The 17,233-nt window shown below is 62.8% G+C and carries 16 protein-coding genes and 1 riboswitch; of the genes, 6 read left to right on the forward strand and 10 right to left on the reverse strand.

The window, feature by feature from the left end:
• The first annotated feature begins 40 nt into the window (after positions 1-40).
• A complete protein-coding gene (locus NQ490_RS09880; protein WP_007045605.1) occupies positions 41-976 on the forward strand; it encodes a zinc ribbon domain-containing protein in 936 nt (311 codons plus the stop codon).
• 67 nt (positions 977-1,043) lie between these two features.
• Here NQ490_RS09880 and thiC read toward each other — a convergent pair whose 3' ends face one another.
• The 10 genes from thiC to NQ490_RS09930 all read right to left on the reverse strand — a co-directional run bounded on the left by thiC (position 1,044) and on the right by NQ490_RS09930 (position 13,007).
• Positions 1,044-2,354, reverse strand: coding sequence for a phosphomethylpyrimidine synthase ThiC (gene thiC, locus NQ490_RS09885; RefSeq protein WP_007045606.1), 1,311 nt, complete (start codon positions 2,352-2,354; stop codon positions 1,044-1,046).
• Between the two features lie 25 nt (positions 2,355-2,379).
• The gene (thiD, locus tag NQ490_RS09890) at positions 2,380-3,186 is read right to left on the reverse strand and encodes a bifunctional hydroxymethylpyrimidine kinase/phosphomethylpyrimidine kinase (RefSeq protein WP_007045607.1); all 807 of its coding nucleotides are present in this window, start codon (positions 3,184-3,186) and stop codon (positions 2,380-2,382) included.
• A 64-nt stretch (positions 3,187-3,250) separates the two neighbouring features.
• Positions 3,251-3,895 carry a thiamine phosphate synthase gene (gene thiE, locus NQ490_RS09895; protein WP_007045608.1) on the reverse strand — a complete coding sequence of 215 codons (645 nt, stop codon included), beginning with the start codon at positions 3,893-3,895 and terminating at the stop codon, positions 3,251-3,253.
• Positions 3,882-4,697 (reverse strand): hydroxyethylthiazole kinase, encoded by an 816-nt coding sequence (gene thiM / locus NQ490_RS09900; protein ID WP_007045609.1) that lies wholly within the window; start codon positions 4,695-4,697, stop codon positions 3,882-3,884. Before thiM ends, thiE begins: the two co-directional genes overlap by 14 nt.
• 13 nt (positions 4,698-4,710) lie before the next feature.
• Complete coding sequence (gene thiW / locus NQ490_RS09905; protein ID WP_007045610.1) at positions 4,711-5,229, reverse strand: energy coupling factor transporter S component ThiW; 519 nt, start codon at positions 5,227-5,229, stop codon at positions 4,711-4,713.
• A 274-nt stretch (positions 5,230-5,503) separates the two neighbouring features.
• A riboswitch (TPP riboswitch) is annotated at positions 5,504-5,613 on the reverse strand.
• Between the two features lie 57 nt (positions 5,614-5,670).
• A complete protein-coding gene (locus NQ490_RS09910) occupies positions 5,671-7,518 on the reverse strand; it encodes a helix-turn-helix domain-containing protein (RefSeq protein ID WP_007045612.1) in 1,848 nt (615 codons plus the stop codon).
• A gap of 133 nt (positions 7,519-7,651) precedes the next feature.
• Complete coding sequence (locus NQ490_RS09915; RefSeq protein WP_007045613.1) at positions 7,652-8,953, reverse strand: TRAP transporter large permease; 1,302 nt, start codon at positions 8,951-8,953, stop codon at positions 7,652-7,654.
• A 12-nt stretch (positions 8,954-8,965) separates the two neighbouring features.
• Entirely contained in the window at positions 8,966-9,454 is a 489-nt protein-coding gene (locus tag NQ490_RS09920; RefSeq protein WP_007045614.1) for a TRAP transporter small permease, read from the reverse strand.
• 13 nt (positions 9,455-9,467) lie between these two features.
• Positions 9,468-10,487: a TRAP transporter substrate-binding protein gene (locus NQ490_RS09925; protein WP_007045615.1), complete on the reverse strand. Its 1,020-nt coding sequence runs from the start codon at positions 10,485-10,487 to the stop codon at positions 9,468-9,470.
• 18 nt (positions 10,488-10,505) lie between these two features.
• Positions 10,506-13,007, reverse strand: coding sequence for a glycoside hydrolase family 31 protein (locus NQ490_RS09930; protein WP_040917373.1), 2,502 nt, complete (start codon positions 13,005-13,007; stop codon positions 10,506-10,508).
• 329 nt (positions 13,008-13,336) lie between these two features.
• Here NQ490_RS09930 and NQ490_RS09935 point away from each other — a divergent pair, with 329 nt between their 5' ends.
• From NQ490_RS09935 to NQ490_RS09955, 5 genes are all read left to right on the forward strand, one after another.
• Positions 13,337-14,134 carry an alpha/beta hydrolase gene (locus tag NQ490_RS09935; RefSeq protein WP_007045618.1) on the forward strand — a complete coding sequence of 266 codons (798 nt, stop codon included), beginning with the start codon at positions 13,337-13,339 and terminating at the stop codon, positions 14,132-14,134.
• A 174-nt stretch (positions 14,135-14,308) separates the two neighbouring features.
• On the forward strand, positions 14,309-15,019 hold the full coding sequence (locus tag NQ490_RS09940) for a LytR/AlgR family response regulator transcription factor (RefSeq protein ID WP_259951218.1): 711 nt from the start codon (positions 14,309-14,311) through the stop codon (positions 15,017-15,019).
• Positions 15,013-16,374 carry a sensor histidine kinase gene (locus tag NQ490_RS09945; RefSeq protein ID WP_007045621.1) on the forward strand — a complete coding sequence of 454 codons (1,362 nt, stop codon included), beginning with the start codon at positions 15,013-15,015 and terminating at the stop codon, positions 16,372-16,374. Before NQ490_RS09940 ends, NQ490_RS09945 begins: the two co-directional genes overlap by 7 nt.
• 78 nt (positions 16,375-16,452) lie before the next feature.
• Positions 16,453-16,737 carry a winged helix-turn-helix domain-containing protein gene (locus NQ490_RS09950; RefSeq protein WP_007045622.1) on the forward strand — a complete coding sequence of 95 codons (285 nt, stop codon included), beginning with the start codon at positions 16,453-16,455 and terminating at the stop codon, positions 16,735-16,737.
• A gap of 161 nt (positions 16,738-16,898) precedes the next feature.
• Positions 16,899-17,231 carry a hypothetical protein gene (locus NQ490_RS09955; RefSeq protein ID WP_007045623.1) on the forward strand — a complete coding sequence of 111 codons (333 nt, stop codon included), beginning with the start codon at positions 16,899-16,901 and terminating at the stop codon, positions 17,229-17,231.
• Positions 17,232-17,233 lie beyond the last annotated feature (2 nt).

The raw sequence follows: 17,233 nt of genomic DNA on the forward strand, positions 1-17,233 counted from the left end.
CCGCCGCCACGGCCTTCAAAACCGAAAGGAGGAAAAAACTATGCTCTGTCCCCAGTGCGGAAAATCCGTCGAAGACGGCACGATGACCTGCCCGTATTGCGGTGCATCCCTGCAGCCCAACGCCCAACCGGAGGCCTCGGCGCCGATCTATACGCGGCCGCCGGTGGCTGACCCACCCCCGGCGTACCAGCCGGCGTACCAGTCGTCGGAAATGCCGGTGATCCAGCTGATGCGCCGGATGGCCCGCTCGCCGGTTTTTCTGGTGCCGGCCATTGCGTACACCTGTATGGTCCTTTTCCAGATAGCGGCTACCTTCTTCGGCGTCGCCCAGGTCTCTCTGGACCCGGTGGTCACCCAGACGGTGGAAACCAACGCGTTCCTTCAGAACATCTACACCACCTCGGTGACCTTCAGTGCCCTGCCGCTGAGCTATATCTTCTCCATCCTGGCGGCGGTGGGCATCTGGATGACCTTTGCCTCGGCGGCAAACCAGTCCGGTGCGCCCATCAAGACCGCCGGTCTGACCCTTCTCCGGGTCCTTCAGATCATTTCGCTGGTGGTGGTATGCCTGCTGGTGCTGCTGCTGTTCGGTGCCGTCGCCATCCTGATCAGCACGCTGGGGTCGTATGATAATACCGGTGCTGCCAGCGCGCTGATCGTGGTGGTTCTTCTGATCGCGGCCGTCATAGTAGCGCTGGCGATCCTCTATTCGGTGAAAACCATCACCACCATCGAATGCTTCCGCAGATCCATCCGGACGGGTACGCCTCAGGGCAAAATCTCTGTCTATGTGGCTGTTATGAGCATCCTGGGCGGTCTGCTCTCTCTTCTGGCGGTTCTCTCGGGCAACCTCTTCAATGCCCTGGCCGGTGTGGCCGGTGCGGTATCGGGCATCGGATTCGGTGTCTTCCTGTTCCGCTACCGGGAAGAGTTCCTGAAAATTCCCTCCCCGGCGGATGCCTGGCATACGCGGTAAAATACTGTTAATACAAAACTCCCTGTTCTGCCTTTTGGCAAAACAGGGAGTCTTTTTGTTGTAACAGTTACAGAATGTCGATGTGTTCGCCGTTCAGGGCTTTGTTCATGCTGCGCACGGCGCAGAACTTGCCACACATGGAGCAGGTGTCGTCATGCTCGGGGGAGCGGTCTGCCCGGATGGCCTTGGCGGTCTCGGGGTCCAGGGCGCAGGCCCACTGAGCTTCCCAGTCCAGGGCGCGGCGGGCATCGCCCATCTTGTCGTCGATCTCCCGGGCGCCGCGCACCCCCTTGGCGATGTCGGCGGCATGGGCGGCGATCTTGCTGGCGATGATGCCCTGCTTCACGTCCTCCAGGTTGGGCAGGGCCAGATGCTCGGCGGGGGTCACATAGCACAGGAAGGCCGCGCCGTTCATGGCGGCAATGGCGCCGCCGATGGCTGCCGTGATGTGGTCGTAGCCGGGGGCAATGTCGGTGACCAGGGGGCCCAGCACATAGAAGGGGGCGCCCATGCAGATGGACTGCTGCACCTTCATGTTGGCGGCGATCTGGTCCATGGGCACGTGGCCGGGGCCTTCCACCATGACCTGGACATCCTTCTCCCAGGCGCGCTTGGTCAGCTCGCCCAGCCGCACCAGCTCCTCGATCTGGCAGACGTCGGTGGCGTCGGCCAGACAGCCGGGACGGCAGGCGTCGCCCAGAGAGATGGTGACGTCGTATTCCCGGCAGATGTCGAGAATCTCGTCATAATACTGATAGAACGGATTTTCCTCCCCGGTCATGCACATCCAGGCGAAGACCAGCGAACCGCCCCGGGAGACGATGTTCATCTTGCGCTTGTGCTTGCGGATCTGGTCGATGGTCTTGCGGGTGATGCCGCAGTGCAGCGTCACGAAGTCCACGCCGTCCTGGGCGTGGAGCCGCACCACGTCGATGAAGTCCTTGGCGGTCAGGGTGTCCAGATCCCGCTGGTAGTGGATGACGCTGTCATACACCGGCACGGTGCCGATCATGGCGGGACACTCGTGGGTCAGCTTCTGGCGGAAGGGCTGGGTGTTGCCGTGGCTGGACAGGTCCATGATGGCCTCGCCGCCCATCTTGACGGCGGCCATCACCTTCTGCATCTCCACGTCGTAGTCCTTGCAGTCCCGCGACACGCCCAGGTTCACGTTGATCTTGGTGCGCAGCATGGAACCCACGCCCTCGGGGTCCAGGCAGGTGTGGTTCTTGTTGGCGGGGATGACCACCTTGCCGCTGGCCACCAGGGGCAGCAGCTCCTCCACCGTCATACGCTCTTTTTTGGCAACGATCTCCAGCTGCGGGGTCACGATGCCCTTGCGCGCCGCCTCCATCTGGGTGGCATAATTCCGTTCACTCATCTTTGTTTTGCTCCTTTGTATGTATTCAGTCCGCTTGTTCGGCGTAACGTCCCTGTAAGGTCCAGGCGTGGTCCATGGGACCGCTGCCCTTGCCCAGATCCAGCCCGGCGGCCAGCGCCCCGGACAGATAGTCCTTCGCCCGCTGTACGGCGTCAGGCAGGGCAAAACCCTTGGCCAGATTGGCCGCGATGGCGCTGGACAGCGTGCAGCCGGTGCCGTGGGTGTTGGTGGTGGCGATGCGCTTGCCGGTGAACCACCGGGCGCCGCTGCCGTCCAGCAGCAGGTCGTTGGCGTCGTTGACACAGTGCCCGCCCTTGAGCAGCACGGCGCAGCCGTACCGGTCCCGGATGGTCCGGGCGGCCGCCTCCATCTCCGCGGGGCTTTCGATGGTGCAGCCCGCCAGCAGTTCCGCCTCGGGAATGTTGGGGGTGGCCACCTCGGCCAGAGGCAGCAGGGTTCTGGTCAGCGTCTCCACGGCCTCGGGGCGGATGAGCCGCGCACCGCTGGTGGCCACCATCACGGGGTCCACCACGATGTGTTTGGCTTGGTAAAACCGCAGCCGCTCCCCGATGACCTCGATGAGGGCGGGGGAGGAGACCATCCCGATCTTGACGGCGTCGGGGCGGATGTCGGTGAACACCGCGTCCAGCTGCTGGGCCAGGAATTCGGGGCTGACTTCGGAAATGGCGGTCACGCCGGTGGTGTTTTGGGCGGTCAAAGCGGTGATGGCGGTCATGCCGTAGACGCCGTTCATCGTCATCGTTTTGAGATCGGCCTGAATACCGGCGCCTGCGCTGGAATCGCTTCCGGCGATGGATAATGCAGTTCTCATACAGATACCTCGCATTTCTTTTGTAACGCGGCAGAGAGTGGTGCCCCCGGTCTGCCGCGGGGATTCAGTGGGATTGGGTCATGGCGTCCGAGAGGGCGCGCAGTTCCCGGCTGGCGGCGGTGATGTCCTCGGCGGCAAAGATGGCCGAGACCACTGCCACCCCGGCTACGCCGGTGCCGGCCAGCCGGGGCAGGTTCTCCCGGGTGATGCCGCCGATGGCCACCACAGGGATGGGCACAGCGTCACAGATGGCGCGCAGCGTTTCGTGGGAGAGAGCGGTCACGTTGTTTTTTGTTGTGCTGCCGAACACCGCCCCGGCGCCCAGATAGTCAGCCCCGCCTTCGTACGCCCGGCGGGCTTCCTCGGGGGTGTGGGCCGATACGCCCACGATCATCTTGTCGCCCACCCGGCGGCGCACTTCTTCCACCGGCAGGTCGTCCTGTCCCACATGGACGCCGTCGGCGCCGCAGGCCAGCGCTACCTCCAGGTCGTCGTTGATGATCAGCGGCACGCCGTAGCGCTGGCACAGGCAGCCGATGCTGCGGCCCAGATGGATAAAACTCTCCCGGTGCAGCTGCTTTTCCCGCAGCTGCACACAGGTCACGCCGCCCTGTAAAGCGGCCTCCACCTGGGCGCGCAGCGTCTGGCCGTGCAGCCAGCTGCGGTCGGTGACGGCGTAGAGCCGCAGCCGGTCTTTATCGAAGTTCATAACGGGCTCCTTTCTCCAGTTGGTCGGGGGTCAGACGGCACACGGCGTCCATCAGGTAGGTGCGGAAGCTGCCGCTGCCGTCCTCCGGCCCCAGCCGGGCGTGGGCGATCTCACCGCACAGTCCCATGGCACATACCGCCGCGGCGGCAGCTTCCAGCGGCCGGTCGGGGTTGGCCGCCGCAAAAGCCCCCGTCAGGCAGGAAAGCTGACAGCCCGTGCCGGTGACCAGCCCCATCATGGGGTGACCGTTGCGAATGCAGTAGACGGTCTGCCCGTCGCTGACCAGATCCACGGAGCCGCTCATGGCCACCACGGCTCCTGTGCGGCGGGCAAATTCCCGGACCAGGGCGCAGCAGGCGTCCAGATTGTCGGCGGTCACCCGGTCGGTGCTGTCCACGCCGGGAGCGCCCTCCTGACCCCGGGCCAGGGTCTCGATCTCGGAGAGATTGCCCCGGATGACGGTGAACCGCACCTCCCGCAGCAGGCGCAGGGCGGTGTCCCGGCGAAAACGGGAGGCCCCCACTCCCACCGGGTCCAGCACCACAGGGATGCCCCGGGCATTGGCGGTGCGGCCACAGGCGGGCAGCGCGGGCAGGGTGGCTCGGTGCAGGGTGCCCAGGTTCAGCACCAGCCCGGCGGCCCGGGCCGTGATCTCGGGGGCTTCCTCCGGCTCATCGGCCATGATGGGGGAGGCCCCGCAGGCCAGCAGCAGGTTGGCGCAGTCGTTGGCGGTGACGTAGTTGGTGATGGCGTGGACCAGCGGATGGCGGTCCCGCAGATTCTGGAGGAGCGGTGCAAACATAGATGATTCCTTTTCAGTGGGAGAGGGTTTTCTGCATCCGGTTCAGGGCGCCGGTGCCCCGCAGGGCGTAGACCAGCACGCCGGACAGGATGGACCCGGCGGCGGTGGAGACCAGGAAGGGCACAATGTAGGCGTAGAAGGCGATGTCTCCGGCGGCCTGGCCCATGAAGAGGATGGCCACAGGATAGGCGCACAGCCCGCCCAGGATGGAGGTGCCGAACACCTCGGCAATCAGGGTCAGGGGCAGGTTGCGGGTGCCGGCGTAGGCCAGACCGCAGAGCAGGGCGCCGAACATGCTGCCGGGGAAGGCCATCAGGCTGCCCAGCCCCGTGAGGTTGCGGATGAGGCTGGCCGCGAAGGCCACACCGATGCCGTACCAGGGTCCCAGCAGTACGGCGCACAGGATGTTGACCATATGCTGGATGGGCGCGCATTTGCTGCCGAACATGGGGAAGGAAAAGAGGCTGCCGACGACGGCGATGGCGCAGAAGATGCCGGCCAGGGCCAGCTTATGGACGTTTTGATGTTTCATGGTAAAAAACTCCTTTGCAGACAGGGCGGGAAAGGACGAACAGCGACACTTTCCCGCAGAAGGACGTGCAGGGCAATCCCCGCACACGGAAAAAGCGGTCGAGGCTTGCTGGCCTCCTCTCACGCCGGAACACGGCTTCCCATCGCTGAACCTCCCGGAACACAGGGCGCTCCCCCTCTGCCCGCCGCGGCACCGTCCGCGGACCCCTTTTCACTTCCTTTCCCGGAAAAAACACAAAAAAATCGGGAGGCACCTGCGCGGTGCCTCCCGGAAAAAGTACAATCTACCACGACTTCCTACGGCGGCATTATCCGCATCAGGTGTAAGGGTCGAAGGTGATTCCTTCCTCTCAGCCTGTCAACACAAGCTCCCCCGGTTGTTCTGTTTGTTGTTATTATAGCCCCGGCAAGGGGGCACGTCAATGGATTCTGTCAAAAAAGTTCATTTCCCGTCGGTGGGGCCCATCGCCTCCTGCCAGAACCGGACCGCCTGGTCCAGCCAGCCCTCGGCGTCAGTGCCGATGCCCAGCCCGAAGCCGTGACCGCCATGGGCGGGGAACCGGCAGCGGTGGACGATGCCCGCCTGGTTCAGGGCCTCCTCAAAGAGGTGGCTGCTCTGGACCGGCACGGTGGGATCGTCCTGGCAGTGCACCAGGTAGACCGGCGGGAAGTCGGCATCCATTTGGGTGACGGGGCTGAACCGCCCCAGGGACTCCCGGGTGAAGTTGCTGCCCGCCACCCGGGCCAGATACTGGCCGGTGCCGGTGCGGAAGGCGGGATCCCGGGAGGCTTCCAGCAGGTCGTACATCAGCCCGTGGGCGGTGCTGGGGTAGCCCAGCAGCAGGGCCGCGGGACGGGGCGCGCCGTAGCGGGCGTAGCCTTCCGCCCGGGTGCCCCAGAGGGCTGCCAGGTTGCCCCCCGCCGAGAAACCGCAGACGGCATAGTGTTGGGTGGTGAAATGGCAGGACTCCGCCAGCGAACCGATGACCTGCAGCGACTGGGCGATGTCCTCCAGCGGGTCGGGCAGCAGGCCGGTCTTGCCGGCGCGGTAGAGCAGGATGAAGGCGTGGTAGCCCATCTGGCTGAGCTGCCAGGCGATGGGCAGTCCTTCCACCAGGGTCCACTGGCGGTTGTAGCCGCCCCCGGGGCAGACCAGGGCAAAGGGCATGTCGGCCTTGCCGGCCAGGTAGAGCAGCTTGACCTGGGCCTTTTCGGGGTCACGGTCGGTGACCTCCCGGCTGTAGACGTCCAGGATGCGGAAGGTGCCGGCCCGCTCGGCCTGGCAGAAAGCGCCCAGAGCCTGGGGAATGGCGCACTTTTCCAGCCCGAAGGCGGAAAGCTGGCGGCTCCACATATCCTCCGACATATGGGTGAACAGATAAGGCGACAGGGTCTTGAGGGGAGCCAGCTGGCACAGATCCCCCACCGTCATGTCATCCCGGATGGATTCCAGCATGCCCAGGTCGGCGGGTTTGCCCCGCTTGAGATAGGCCTGCTTGTTCTGGGAGGGGGACATGCCGGTCACCGACTTGTAGACCCGGTTGAAGTGGGTCACGTTGGAAAAGCCCACCCGCTTGCTGATCTCGGTGATGGAGTAGTCGGATTCCTGGAGCAGCCGCTGGGCGTGGAGCACCCGCAGGTTGTGGATGTACTGCACGATGGTGCTGCTGGTGTAGCGCTTGAACTCCCGGCACAGATGATACTGGCTGACATAGAAATGGTTGGCCAGCTGTTCCAGGGTGATGTCCTCGGTAAAATGTTCGTGGAGGTAGTTGATGATGTCGGTGACCCGGTTGCGCTGTTCGGGGCGGGCGGCCTCGTCGGAGTTGCGCACCAGCTGCAGGGCCAGGGCGTTGACCATCAGGGTGATCAGTTCCCGGGAATAGAGATCGTCCCGCTCCTGTTCCTGCAGGATGTCCTTCATGAGATTGTAGATGGGCGCACTCTGGGCCCGGGGCAGTTTGTACACCCGGGCGCGCTCGCTGAGGGTGCGCAGGATCTGGGGAGAACGGATGACTTCGGGGTTGAAGTAGAGCAGCAGCCGCCGGAAAGGCACATCATTTTCCTCAAAGGAGTGATGCATCACAAAGGGCGGGAAGATGATGAACTCGTCGGGCTGGAGGATGTACTGGCTGTCCTCGATGATGTGCTGCCGCCGGCCCTGTTCCAGATAGTAGATTTCAAAAAATTCATGGTAGTGGGAGCGGACCATATTGTCGTTGACGCCCGCGATCCGCTCGCTGGCAAACGGTCTGCCCTCCGCCATGAAAAATGCTGCCTTGTCGACCATAGCGCGCTTCCTTTCTGGCGCCGGTGCGCCGTTTTCCGGGGAATATCCCCATTATACACGAAACAGATTCCTCTGCCAATACAAAGCAAGCAGGCCGGAGCCTGTGGCTCCGGCCTGCACGGGAAAGATACGATCAGACCAGACCCATCGCCGTGGGAAGCGCCAGGGAGATGGCCGGAATGTAGGTGACCAGCAACAGCAGGATGATCTCCGCCACCACATAGGGGATCAGGGTGCGGATGACCTTTTCAATGGGCAGCTTGCTGATGCCGCAGGAGACGAACAGGACCGAGCCAACCGGCGGGGTCATGGTGCCCAGGCACATGTTGAAGGTCAGCACCACGCCGAACTGGACCAGGTTCATGCCCAGGCTGGTGACGATGGGCAGGAAGATGGGGGTGAAGATCAGGCAGGCGGGGGTGATGTCCAGGAAGGTGCCCACGATGAGCAGCACCACGTTCATGAGCAGCAGGATGACATACTTGTTGTCAGAGACAGACATGATGGCATTGCTGATGGCGTTGGGGATGCCGGTGTAGGCCATGACCCAGCTCATGGCGGAGGAAGCCGCGATGAGGAACAGGATGATGCCGCTGGTGTTGGCGCTGTCCAGCAGGATCTTCATCAGGGTCTTGAAGTCCACGCTGCGGTAGATCAGCGAGAGGATGGCGCAGTAGAGCACCGCGATGCCGGCGCCCTCGGTGGCGGTGAAGATGCCGCCGACGATACCGCCGATGACGATGACGATGAGCAGCAGGCTGGGCAGGGCATCCAGGGTGATGCGGATGGCGTCCTTCATGGGGACCTTCTCGGTGACCGAGTAGTTATGCTTTTTGGCGTAGAAGAAGGCAATGACCATGGCCACCAGGCCCATGAGGATACCGGGCACATAGCCGGCCATGAACAGGGCGGAGATGGAAACGCCGCCCGCGATGCTGGAGTAGACGATGAAGGCGCTGGTCGGGGGGATCAGCAGGCCGGTGGGAGCGGAAGCGATGTTGACGGCGGTGGAGAAGGCGGGATCATAGCCCTCTTCCTCCTCCATGGGGTTCAGGGTGCCGCCGATGGCCGCCGCAGCCGCCACGGCAGAGCCGGACAGGGCGCCGAAGAGCATGTTGCCCAGGACGTTGGTGTGGGCCAGGGCGCCGGGGATGCGGCCGACAATGAGCTTGGCGAAGTTGATGAGCCGCCGGGCGATGCCGCCGTTATTCATGATGTTGCCGGCCAGGATGAACAGGGGGATGGCCAGCAGGCTGAAGCTTTCCACGCCGCTGTTCATCTTCTGCATGATGATGAAGATGACCTGATCCCAGGGCAGGTTCATCAGGGTGGTGGCCAGGGAGGAGATGACGATACCCACCGAGATGGGCACGCCCAGGAAGAGCAGGACGAAGAAAATCCCGAACAGAACGATAACGGAAAGTAAAATATTCATACAGCGCCCTCCTTACTTGATCTCGATGCCGGTGAAGTCTTCCACCAGGTTGATGATCTGCGCCACGATGGTGAAGACGCCGGCGATGGGCGCCATGGCGTAGACCAGGCTGCGGGGGATGCCCAGCAGCGAGGAGAACTCCTGCCGGGCGCTGACGGCCAGGTTGATGCCGCCCATGACCATGACGAAGATGGCGAACAGCAGCACCAGGACATCCGAGAAGATGACCAGGGCGCGCCGGGCGGCGGGTTTCATCTTGGCCTGCACGAAGAGCAGGGCCATATGCTGGCGGGAGTTGAAGGCGTAAGCCGCGCCGATGAAGCAGATCCAGATCAGCAGGTAGCGGATGATCTCTTCGGTGAAGTCGGCGGGATTGTTCAGGACGTAGCGGGTGAACACCTGGTAGATGACCAGCACGCTCATCGTGATCAGAATGATCGCCGCAATGGTGGAAAGCAGCGCGTTGATGCCGCGCCGGATCTTGGTCATAAGTTCGATCATGCGTTTTTCCCCCTTACTTGTTGGCTTCGATGATGTCGACGACTTCCTGGACCTCCGGATACTGGGCACAGTAGTCATCCACCATGCTGGCGGTGGCTTCCTGGAAGGCTTCCTTGTCCACATCCTCAATGAAGGTCACGCCCAGCTCGTTCTTGGCGGTCTCGATGGCCTCGTCGATCTCCTTGTCCCAGGCCACGATGTGGTCGGCGGTGGATTCCTTGGCGGCCTGCAGGAGGATCTGCTGGTCTTCCGGCGTCAGGGAATTCCAGGTAGAGGTGCTGATGACCATGACGTCGGGGATCATGGAGTGCTGGTCCACCGAGTAGTATTTGCACACTTCGCCGTGGCCCAGGACCATGGCGGTCTCGTTGTTCTCACTGCCGTCGATGATGCCGGTCTCCAGGGCGGTGTAGACATCGCCCAGGGCCATGGCCACGGGGGTGCCGCCCAGCATCTTGACCATGTCGGTCTGGCTCTTCATGTCCTGTACGCGGAGCTTCAGGCCCTTCAGGTCCTCCGGGGTGCGGATGGGCTTGTCCACGGTGTAGAAGCTGCGGGCGCCGGAGGTGTAGTAGGTCAGCGTCACAAAGCCGTCATCCTCGCTGGAGAGGAAGAAGTCCTGCATGTCCTGGGAGTCCATGACCTTGTAGAACTGCTCCTCGTTCTCGAAGAGGTAGGGCAGGCCGAAGGTGTGGTAACCGGCATTGTAGGTGGCCATGCCGGGGGCCGAGACCTTGGTCATATCCACGACGCCGGCCATCAGCTGCTCCATGACCTCGGTCTCGCTGCCCAGCGTGCCGTTGGGGAAGATCCGGATCTCGATCCGGCCGTCGCTGAGTTCCTTGACCTTGTCCGCAAATTCCTGGATGGCGATACCGGTGACGTGGGTGTCACTGAGGTTGTGTGCCAGCGTGATGACCATGGGGTTTTCTGCAGTGGCATCGGCGCTGTTCGTCACACCGTAGTCCGAACAGGCGCTCAGGCCCAGCAGCATCATGCCGGACAACAGAATGCTGAGTACACGCTTTTTCATCTGTGTTTTTCTCCTTCCTCACATACCAAGCATGTCGAATTGCTCAAAGGAGATCACGACGGTATGATCGCCTTTGGGGTTGGGGTATTTGATCTGGACGGATTTCAGCGTCTGGCTGTAGTACCAGCCGCGCTCCGCTTCCTCAAACTTGCGCCGGTGCAGGAAGTGGGGTAGTTCGGCGCCGTCCAGGGTCACCCAGTAGGGAGCCTTTTCGCGGTGGATCACATCCAGCTCCATCCGCTCCACGGCCGTGGGATAGTTGCCTTCCTGATGGAAAGCCAGGGTGGTGCGTTCGCCGCCGGTCATCTCCACCCGGGTGCGGCAATAGTCGCCGCGCTGATAGCCCAGGGTGATGCCGTCGTCTTCGTAGAGGGCGAAGGTGTTGTCCCGTCCCGGCGCGCAGATCAGGTGCAGACCGGTGATGGACTGGGTGGCGGCATTGAAGATCTGGTTGGTGGCCAGGGGCAGGATGGCGCCCTCGGGCAGGAACAGCGGGATGGAGGCGATGGTGACCGGGACCTCGATGGTCTGGCCGCCCTCATAGGCCTCGCGGGTGTAGAAGTCGTAGAACCGGCGGCCGGCGGGCAGGTAGACCTTGCGGGTGGTGGCGCCCTTCTCCACCACGTTGGCCACCAGCAGGCTGTCGCCCAGCATGAAGTCCACGCCCTCGTCGTAGCAGGCGGGATCCTCCTGGAAGGCGCTGCACAGCGGCTCCATGATGGGCAGGCCGGTCTCGGCAGCCCGGGTCATCAGGGCGTAGAGGTAGGGCAGCAGCCGGTAGCGGAACTGCATGGCGTCCCGGATGTACTGCTTGTGGCCGCTGTACATCCAGGGCTCGGTGACGGTGTTGTCGGTGTTCACCGAATGCACCGAGAACCGGGGCTGGAAGATGCCGTTCTGGACCCAGCGCACAAAGAGCTCGGCCTCGGGGGATTCGCCGTGGAAGCCGCCGATGTCGCAGCCTTCGTTGGGCTGGCCGGACAGGCCCATGCCCAGGATGGTGGCGATGTTGTACTTCAGGGTATCCCAGCCGGTGCGGTTGTCGCCGGCCCAGGTCTGGGCGTAGCGCTGGATGCCGCAGTGGCCGCTGCGGCAGACGATGAAGGGACGGCGGTCGGGATAGGTCTCCTGGATGGCCTCCTGGGTGATGTGGCACATCAGGTTGGACATGACGGATTTCAGCTGGCCGATGGTGCCCTCCTTGCCGTCAAAGTCACAGCGGCAGTCCTTGTCCACCATGCTGTCGTACTCGCAGTTGTCGTTCCACACCGAGGAGGTGCCCATATCCAGCACCGTTTCCTTCAGCATCTTCTTCCAGACATCCCGGGTGTGGGCGTGGGTGAAGTCCGCAAAGACGCCCTTGCCGCCCCACCAGGTGCCCACGCCGGGCTCGTCGGAGGTGCTGCTGCGCACGAAGATGCCCTCGGCCTTCATGGCCTCCAGGTCGGGATGGCACAGCAGGATGCCCGGCTTGACGTTGGGGGAGACGGTGATGCCCCGCTCCTCCATCTGACGGAAGAACTTCTTGGGATCCTTGAACCGCTGGGTGTTCCAGGTGAAGACACAGCGCTTGAGGCCCTCCGGCGTCTCCTGGGAGGTGTAGCCCGAGGAGAGCTGGAAGCCGTCCACCGGGATCTCTTCCTCCTTGGTGGTGTCGATGAACTCCACGATGGCGTCGTCGCAGTCCCGCTCCAGCTCGGGGTAGTACATGGAGGAACCCAGGTAGCCCAGGGCGGTGCGGGGCAGCATGGCCGGCTTGCCGGTCAGGTCGGTGTAGCGCTCCACCACCTCACGGATGGTGGGCCCGGCGATGAGGAACAGGTCGATATCGCCGCCGTCGGTGCGGTAGCGGCTGTGGGGTTTCCAGTAGTTGCTCTTCTCCCGGCCCATGTCAAAGTCGCACTCGTAGGTGTTGTGGTAGAAATAGCCCACGGCCTTGCGGGTGTCCCGGTTGAGCTTGATGTAAAAAGGAATGTGCTTGTACAGCGAGTCGGTCTCCTGGGGATCGTAGCCCATGGCGTCCTTGGGGCTCATGCCCATGAACTTCTGGGCCTTGTTCCAGCGGCCGGTCTTTTCGCCGAAGCCGTAGAAGCAATCCCGGGGCGAGATCTCGCTGGTGTGGATGCGGCGGTGGTTGCTGTCCTCCAGATAGGCCAGGTCCACAATGTCGGCGTGGAGCTGGGTGCCCTCGGCATCATAGACACAGATGCGGAAGGGATCCTTCTCGATCTCCACCCGCAGTTTGGCGCCCTGGAGCACCGCCTTGTCGGCGCCGTCCTCCAGCGTGTAGGCGGCGGGCTCGATGCGCTTGCGGATATCCTTCATGAAATCATCCAGACGGTCCTCCCAGGCGGTGGTCACCAGGGTGTAGGACTCCTCCGCAAAGTCGCCGTCAAAGCCGGCGCGGATGCGTACGATGTCGTCGGTCAGCAGCAGGACCCGCAACTCCACCCCGTCCGTCAGGATGCGGACGGTGGCGCCTTCCCGGCGAATCTCGTTCACATGCGTACAAACTTTCATGGGCATACTTCCTTTCCGAAACATGATTCCCTTTTCCCGCGGGACCCGGTTGGTCCGGCGGACTTTTTCTTTTACCATTGTAGCCTGTACGGGCTTTTGGCACTACACCGAAATTGCTAGTTCTGCCCGGGAAGTTTGACGTATTTTGCCGTTTTTGTGATTTTTATCACCAGTCAAATTCGGGAAACAATCCTCAATTTTTTAGTCAATATTGAGCAAAAAATGTTAAACATCCCCAAAAGAAGGGCAATTTGCGTATAGCCCGCCGGCGGCAATTTGCGTATACTGGAAGAAAAATCAACTTAACCAGCAACAGGAGGATAAGCGTCATGGCGATTTTGACTTGTACTTGCTTCAGCACGACCCTCAAACAGAATGTGACCTTCAATGCGGTGGTCCCCACCCCCGAAGGCAACGAGCAGGTCACCGACCAGCAGACCAAGAGCCGCGCCGACGGCGACGGCTTTCCGGTGATCTACCTGCTGCACGGCGCCTACGGCAGCTACGCCTCCTGGAGCCGTTTCAGCAATATTGAGCGGTACGCCCAGCAGTACGGCGTGGTGCTGATCATGGCCTCGGCGGAGAACAGCTTCTACCAGGACATGGCCCACGGCAACCCCTACTTCACCTTCTTTACCGAGGAACTGCCCACCCTGGTCAAGCATCTGTTCCCCGTCACCCATCAGCGGGAAAAGACCTATGTGGCGGGCTTCTCCATGGGCGGCTACGGCGCCTGGTTCCTGGCCCTGTCCCGCCCCGACCTTTACGGCAAGGCGGCCGCCATGTCCGGCGCGCTGGATATCGTGGCCACCTACGAGCAGGGCAAGCAGGGCGTCATCGACAGCCCCTTCCCCTGGGAGAACGTCTTCGCCGATCCCGAACATCTGGCGGGCAGCAAGGCGGACCTCTTTGCCCTGTATGAAGCCGACCGCGCCAAGGGCTGCGTGCCCGCCCTTTACCACGCCTGCGGCCGCAGCGATTTCCTGTACGGCATGAACAAGGCCGTGCACGAGCGTCTGGTCTCCATGGGCGCCGACGTCCCCTTTGTGGAGGGCGAAGGCGGCCACGAGTGGGATTACTGGGACCGGACCATCCGCGAGATCCTGCCCTGGCTGTGTGAAGGCTGATCCATTCTTTTTGCCATCTTCCGGATTCTTCTGCATGTTGCAAAGCCCGGCCCCCGCAAGGGGCCGGGCTTTGCCTTTTGCGCAAAAGGCGCCGGCTGCCGAAGCGATTGACAAAATCCCACCCGGGGCGTATTGTGAAAACAGAATCCTTTTTGTCAAACAGGAGGAACATGTATGCTGCACATCGTGGTCTGCGATGACGAGGCGGCCTTTGCTGCGTCGCTGGCCCAAAGGATCGAAGCCCTGCCGGATTTCTCCCCCCGCAGCATGCGGGTGCGGTGCCTGACCGACGCCGCCGCGCTGGCGGAGGAACCCTGCGACCTTTTGTTCCTGGACATCGACCTGGGCCGGGAAAACGGCATCGAAGTAGCCCGCCGCCTGCGCCGCACCCGGCCGGATACCGTGCTGATCTTCGTGACCAACTACAAGGAATATGCCCCCGAAGGGTATGAGGTCAACGCCTTCCGGTATCTGGCCAAGGGGGAGCTGGACAGCAAGCTGGCGGCCTACTTTGAGGATGCCCTGGCGGTGTGCTGTGCCCGGCGGCGTACGGTGGAGCTGATCTGCGGCGGGGAACCGGTGGCAGTACCGCTGCCCTCTCTGGTGTACATCGAAAGCCGGGGCCGGGACCGGCGCCTTCATCTGCAGGGGGGGCCCCGGGCCCAGCTGGTCACCCACACCACGCTGGCCCAGCTGGAAACCATGCTGGCGGAGGAAGGGTTCCTGCGGCTGCACAAGAGTTATCTGGTGAATATGGCCTTTCTGGATACCCTGCAGAGCACCGGCGCCCGCCTGACCGACGGTACCGCCCTGCCGGTGAGTGCCCGGAGCTACCGTACCAGCAAACAGCGGTTTCTGGCCTGGAAAGGACGGCAGATATGCTAGATCTGTGGGGGAACATCCTGACGGTTTTCAACTCGCTCACCAACAGTGCCGGCATGCTGCTGATCTTCGAGAGCTTTTTTCGCCGTACCACCCGGGGATTCCGGTACGGGAGCGCTCTGCTGGCGTGGTATCTGGCGGGGCTCTGCCTGTTGTTCGGATCCTGGGACGGTGGAAAAGAGCTGCTTCGGGCGGTGGGCATCTGCCTGCTCAATGCCGTCCTCATGCGGCTTCTCTACCGGGCGCGGTGGGACCGGGCCTTTTTTGTGGCGGTGACAGCCTACGTGCTGTGCAGCGCGCCCAACTACTGGACCGACTGGGTCGTCATGCAGCTGCTGGGGCTCAGCCGGGAGGAACTGGTCTGGAACATTCCGCTTTATTCAGTGGTGTTTATCGGCAAATCCCTGGCCAGCCTGCTCCTGGGCTGGCTCATCTGGCGACTGCACAAACCGCTGCCCGCCACCGATGCACCACCCCGCGTCTGGGTGCCGCTGGCCACCATCTTCCCGATGCTGACCCTGGTGGCCCTGTACGGCACCTACGCCCAGGACCCCCGCCAGTGGCAGGGCACGCTGCTGGTGCTGGAGATCGTGGACGTGGCGGCCCTGCTGCTCTTTGACCGGCTGGAACGAAGCGCCATGGACCGGGAGGCGCTGGTAGCCGCCCACGAACGGGCCCGGGTGCAGGATGAAAACCTGCAGGCTCTCAGCCAGGCCTACGGCGCCCAGCGCAAGCTGACCCACGATTTCCGCGCCTGCCTGACCACCCTGTCGGGGCTGCTGGAACAAGGGGAGGTGGCCCAGGCCCAGCGGTATCTGGAAGAACTCAAGGTCCGCCAGACCGAGCGCATCCTGCTGGTGAACACCCACAACGCGGCTATCGACGCCATCCTCAACCAGAAAGGCTACGCCGCGGGCAAACGGGGTGTGGACCTGCGGTTCCGGGTCAACGATCTGTCGGCGCTGCGGCTCAACGCCGTGGATGTGACGCTGGTGCTGGGCAATCTGCTGGACAACGCCATGGAAGCCTGTGCCGGCCTGCCGGAGCGGGACCGGTGGGCGGAGGCGGAGATCCTCTACCACGCCCAGGGCAATCCGCCCAGCCTGTCCCTCTCGGTGGTGAACCCCAGCCGTCCCGTCACGGTGACCGACGGCCGGGTGGCCACCACCAAACCCGACCCGCTGCTCCACGGCTTCGGGCTGCAGAACGTGCGGGAGATCCTGGAGCGCTACCAGGCAGAATTTACCTGTTTTTATGAAAACGGCCGCTTTGTCTTCAGTGTGGACTGGCCGGACCGCGACGACGCTGGCCCGGAGGCGGGTACCCTGCGTTCACGACACGGTTTCCTGCGTTCATGACCGTTTTCTGGAAAATCCGCCCCTGCCGGGCTATACTGAAAGGGTACACCGAAACCCATCCAAACCAGGCAGGCGGATATGATTCACTACAAGGATATACTCGTGGATACGGCCGCCCAGCGCGTCTGGCGGCAGGGGGAGGAGGTCCACATGACCCGGACCGAATACCGCCTGCTGCTGGTGCTGCTGGGGGGATCCGGACGGGTGTTCTCCCGGGAGGAACTGCTGTACCGGGTCTGGGGCGTCACGGTGCCCCTCCGCACCCGCACGGTGGACATCCACATTGCCCGGCTGCGCCGCAAGCTGGGACTGCGGGGCGAACTGCGGGCCGTTATGCGCAAGGGCTATGCTCTCAAGCGCTGAACCGTTCCGGACCATGACCGCGCGGAAACAGGGGTTGACAAGGCGTCGGAAATCTGGTATCCTATCGAGAGTTAGCTGTCGCTAATCTGCGGCGGCTTTTTTACGGCCTGGGTGTTAGCCTATACTAACTTCCTGGAGGATCGGAAAGAAAGGTTGTCTCCATGAAAAAATGTCTTTCCTGGCTTCTGCTGGCCAGTTTTGTCCTCACCCTGCTGGTGCCGCTCACCGGCCTCATCGTTCACAAGCTGGCCAGCACGGTGTTTTTGCTGCTCTGTCTGGTCCATGTCATCCTGTACCGCAAAAAGCTGGGCGCCAAACGGTGGGCCCTGCTGGGCGGGATCCTGCTGGCTTTCGGGACGGGGGTGCTCAGCCTGGTCTTTGCGGAGCTGCCCCTGGTGCTGGCGCTGCACAAGGCGGTGTCCATTACCTGTGTGTTTTTCCTGGCCATTCATATTTTTGTCTTTGCGTACCGCCGCCTGGGAAAGGAGAACTGAAC

It is taken from the genome of Subdoligranulum variabile, assembly GCF_025152575.1.
Taxonomy (GTDB): domain Bacteria; phylum Bacillota; class Clostridia; order Oscillospirales; family Ruminococcaceae; genus Gemmiger; species Gemmiger variabilis.

Bases quoted from the DNA above. Each gene is read 5' to 3' on its own strand.
- NQ490_RS09880 (WP_007045605.1), top strand. From the start codon at position 41: ATGCTCTGTCCCCAGTGCGGAAAATCCGTCGAAGACGGCACGATGACC.
- thiC (WP_007045606.1), bottom strand. From the start codon at position 2,354: ATGAGTGAACGGAATTATGCCACCCAGATGGAGGCGGCGCGCAAGGGC.
- thiD (WP_007045607.1), bottom strand. From the start codon at position 3,186: ATGAGAACTGCATTATCCATCGCCGGAAGCGATTCCAGCGCAGGCGCC.
- thiE (WP_007045608.1), bottom strand. From the start codon at position 3,895: ATGAACTTCGATAAAGACCGGCTGCGGCTCTACGCCGTCACCGACCGC.
- thiM (WP_007045609.1), bottom strand. From the start codon at position 4,697: ATGTTTGCACCGCTCCTCCAGAATCTGCGGGACCGCCATCCGCTGGTC.
- thiW (WP_007045610.1), bottom strand. From the start codon at position 5,229: ATGAAACATCAAAACGTCCATAAGCTGGCCCTGGCCGGCATCTTCTGC.
- NQ490_RS09910 (WP_007045612.1), bottom strand. From the start codon at position 7,518: ATGGTCGACAAGGCAGCATTTTTCATGGCGGAGGGCAGACCGTTTGCC.
- NQ490_RS09915 (WP_007045613.1), bottom strand. From the start codon at position 8,953: ATGAATATTTTACTTTCCGTTATCGTTCTGTTCGGGATTTTCTTCGTC.
- NQ490_RS09920 (WP_007045614.1), bottom strand. From the start codon at position 9,454: ATGATCGAACTTATGACCAAGATCCGGCGCGGCATCAACGCGCTGCTT.
- NQ490_RS09925 (WP_007045615.1), bottom strand. From the start codon at position 10,487: ATGAAAAAGCGTGTACTCAGCATTCTGTTGTCCGGCATGATGCTGCTG.
- NQ490_RS09930 (WP_040917373.1), bottom strand. From the start codon at position 13,007: ATGAAAGTTTGTACGCATGTGAACGAGATTCGCCGGGAAGGCGCCACC.
- NQ490_RS09935 (WP_007045618.1), top strand. From the start codon at position 13,337: ATGGCGATTTTGACTTGTACTTGCTTCAGCACGACCCTCAAACAGAAT.
- NQ490_RS09940 (WP_259951218.1), top strand. From the start codon at position 14,309: ATGCTGCACATCGTGGTCTGCGATGACGAGGCGGCCTTTGCTGCGTCG.
- NQ490_RS09945 (WP_007045621.1), top strand. From the start codon at position 15,013: ATGCTAGATCTGTGGGGGAACATCCTGACGGTTTTCAACTCGCTCACC.
- NQ490_RS09950 (WP_007045622.1), top strand. From the start codon at position 16,453: ATGATTCACTACAAGGATATACTCGTGGATACGGCCGCCCAGCGCGTC.
- NQ490_RS09955 (WP_007045623.1), top strand. From the start codon at position 16,899: ATGAAAAAATGTCTTTCCTGGCTTCTGCTGGCCAGTTTTGTCCTCACC.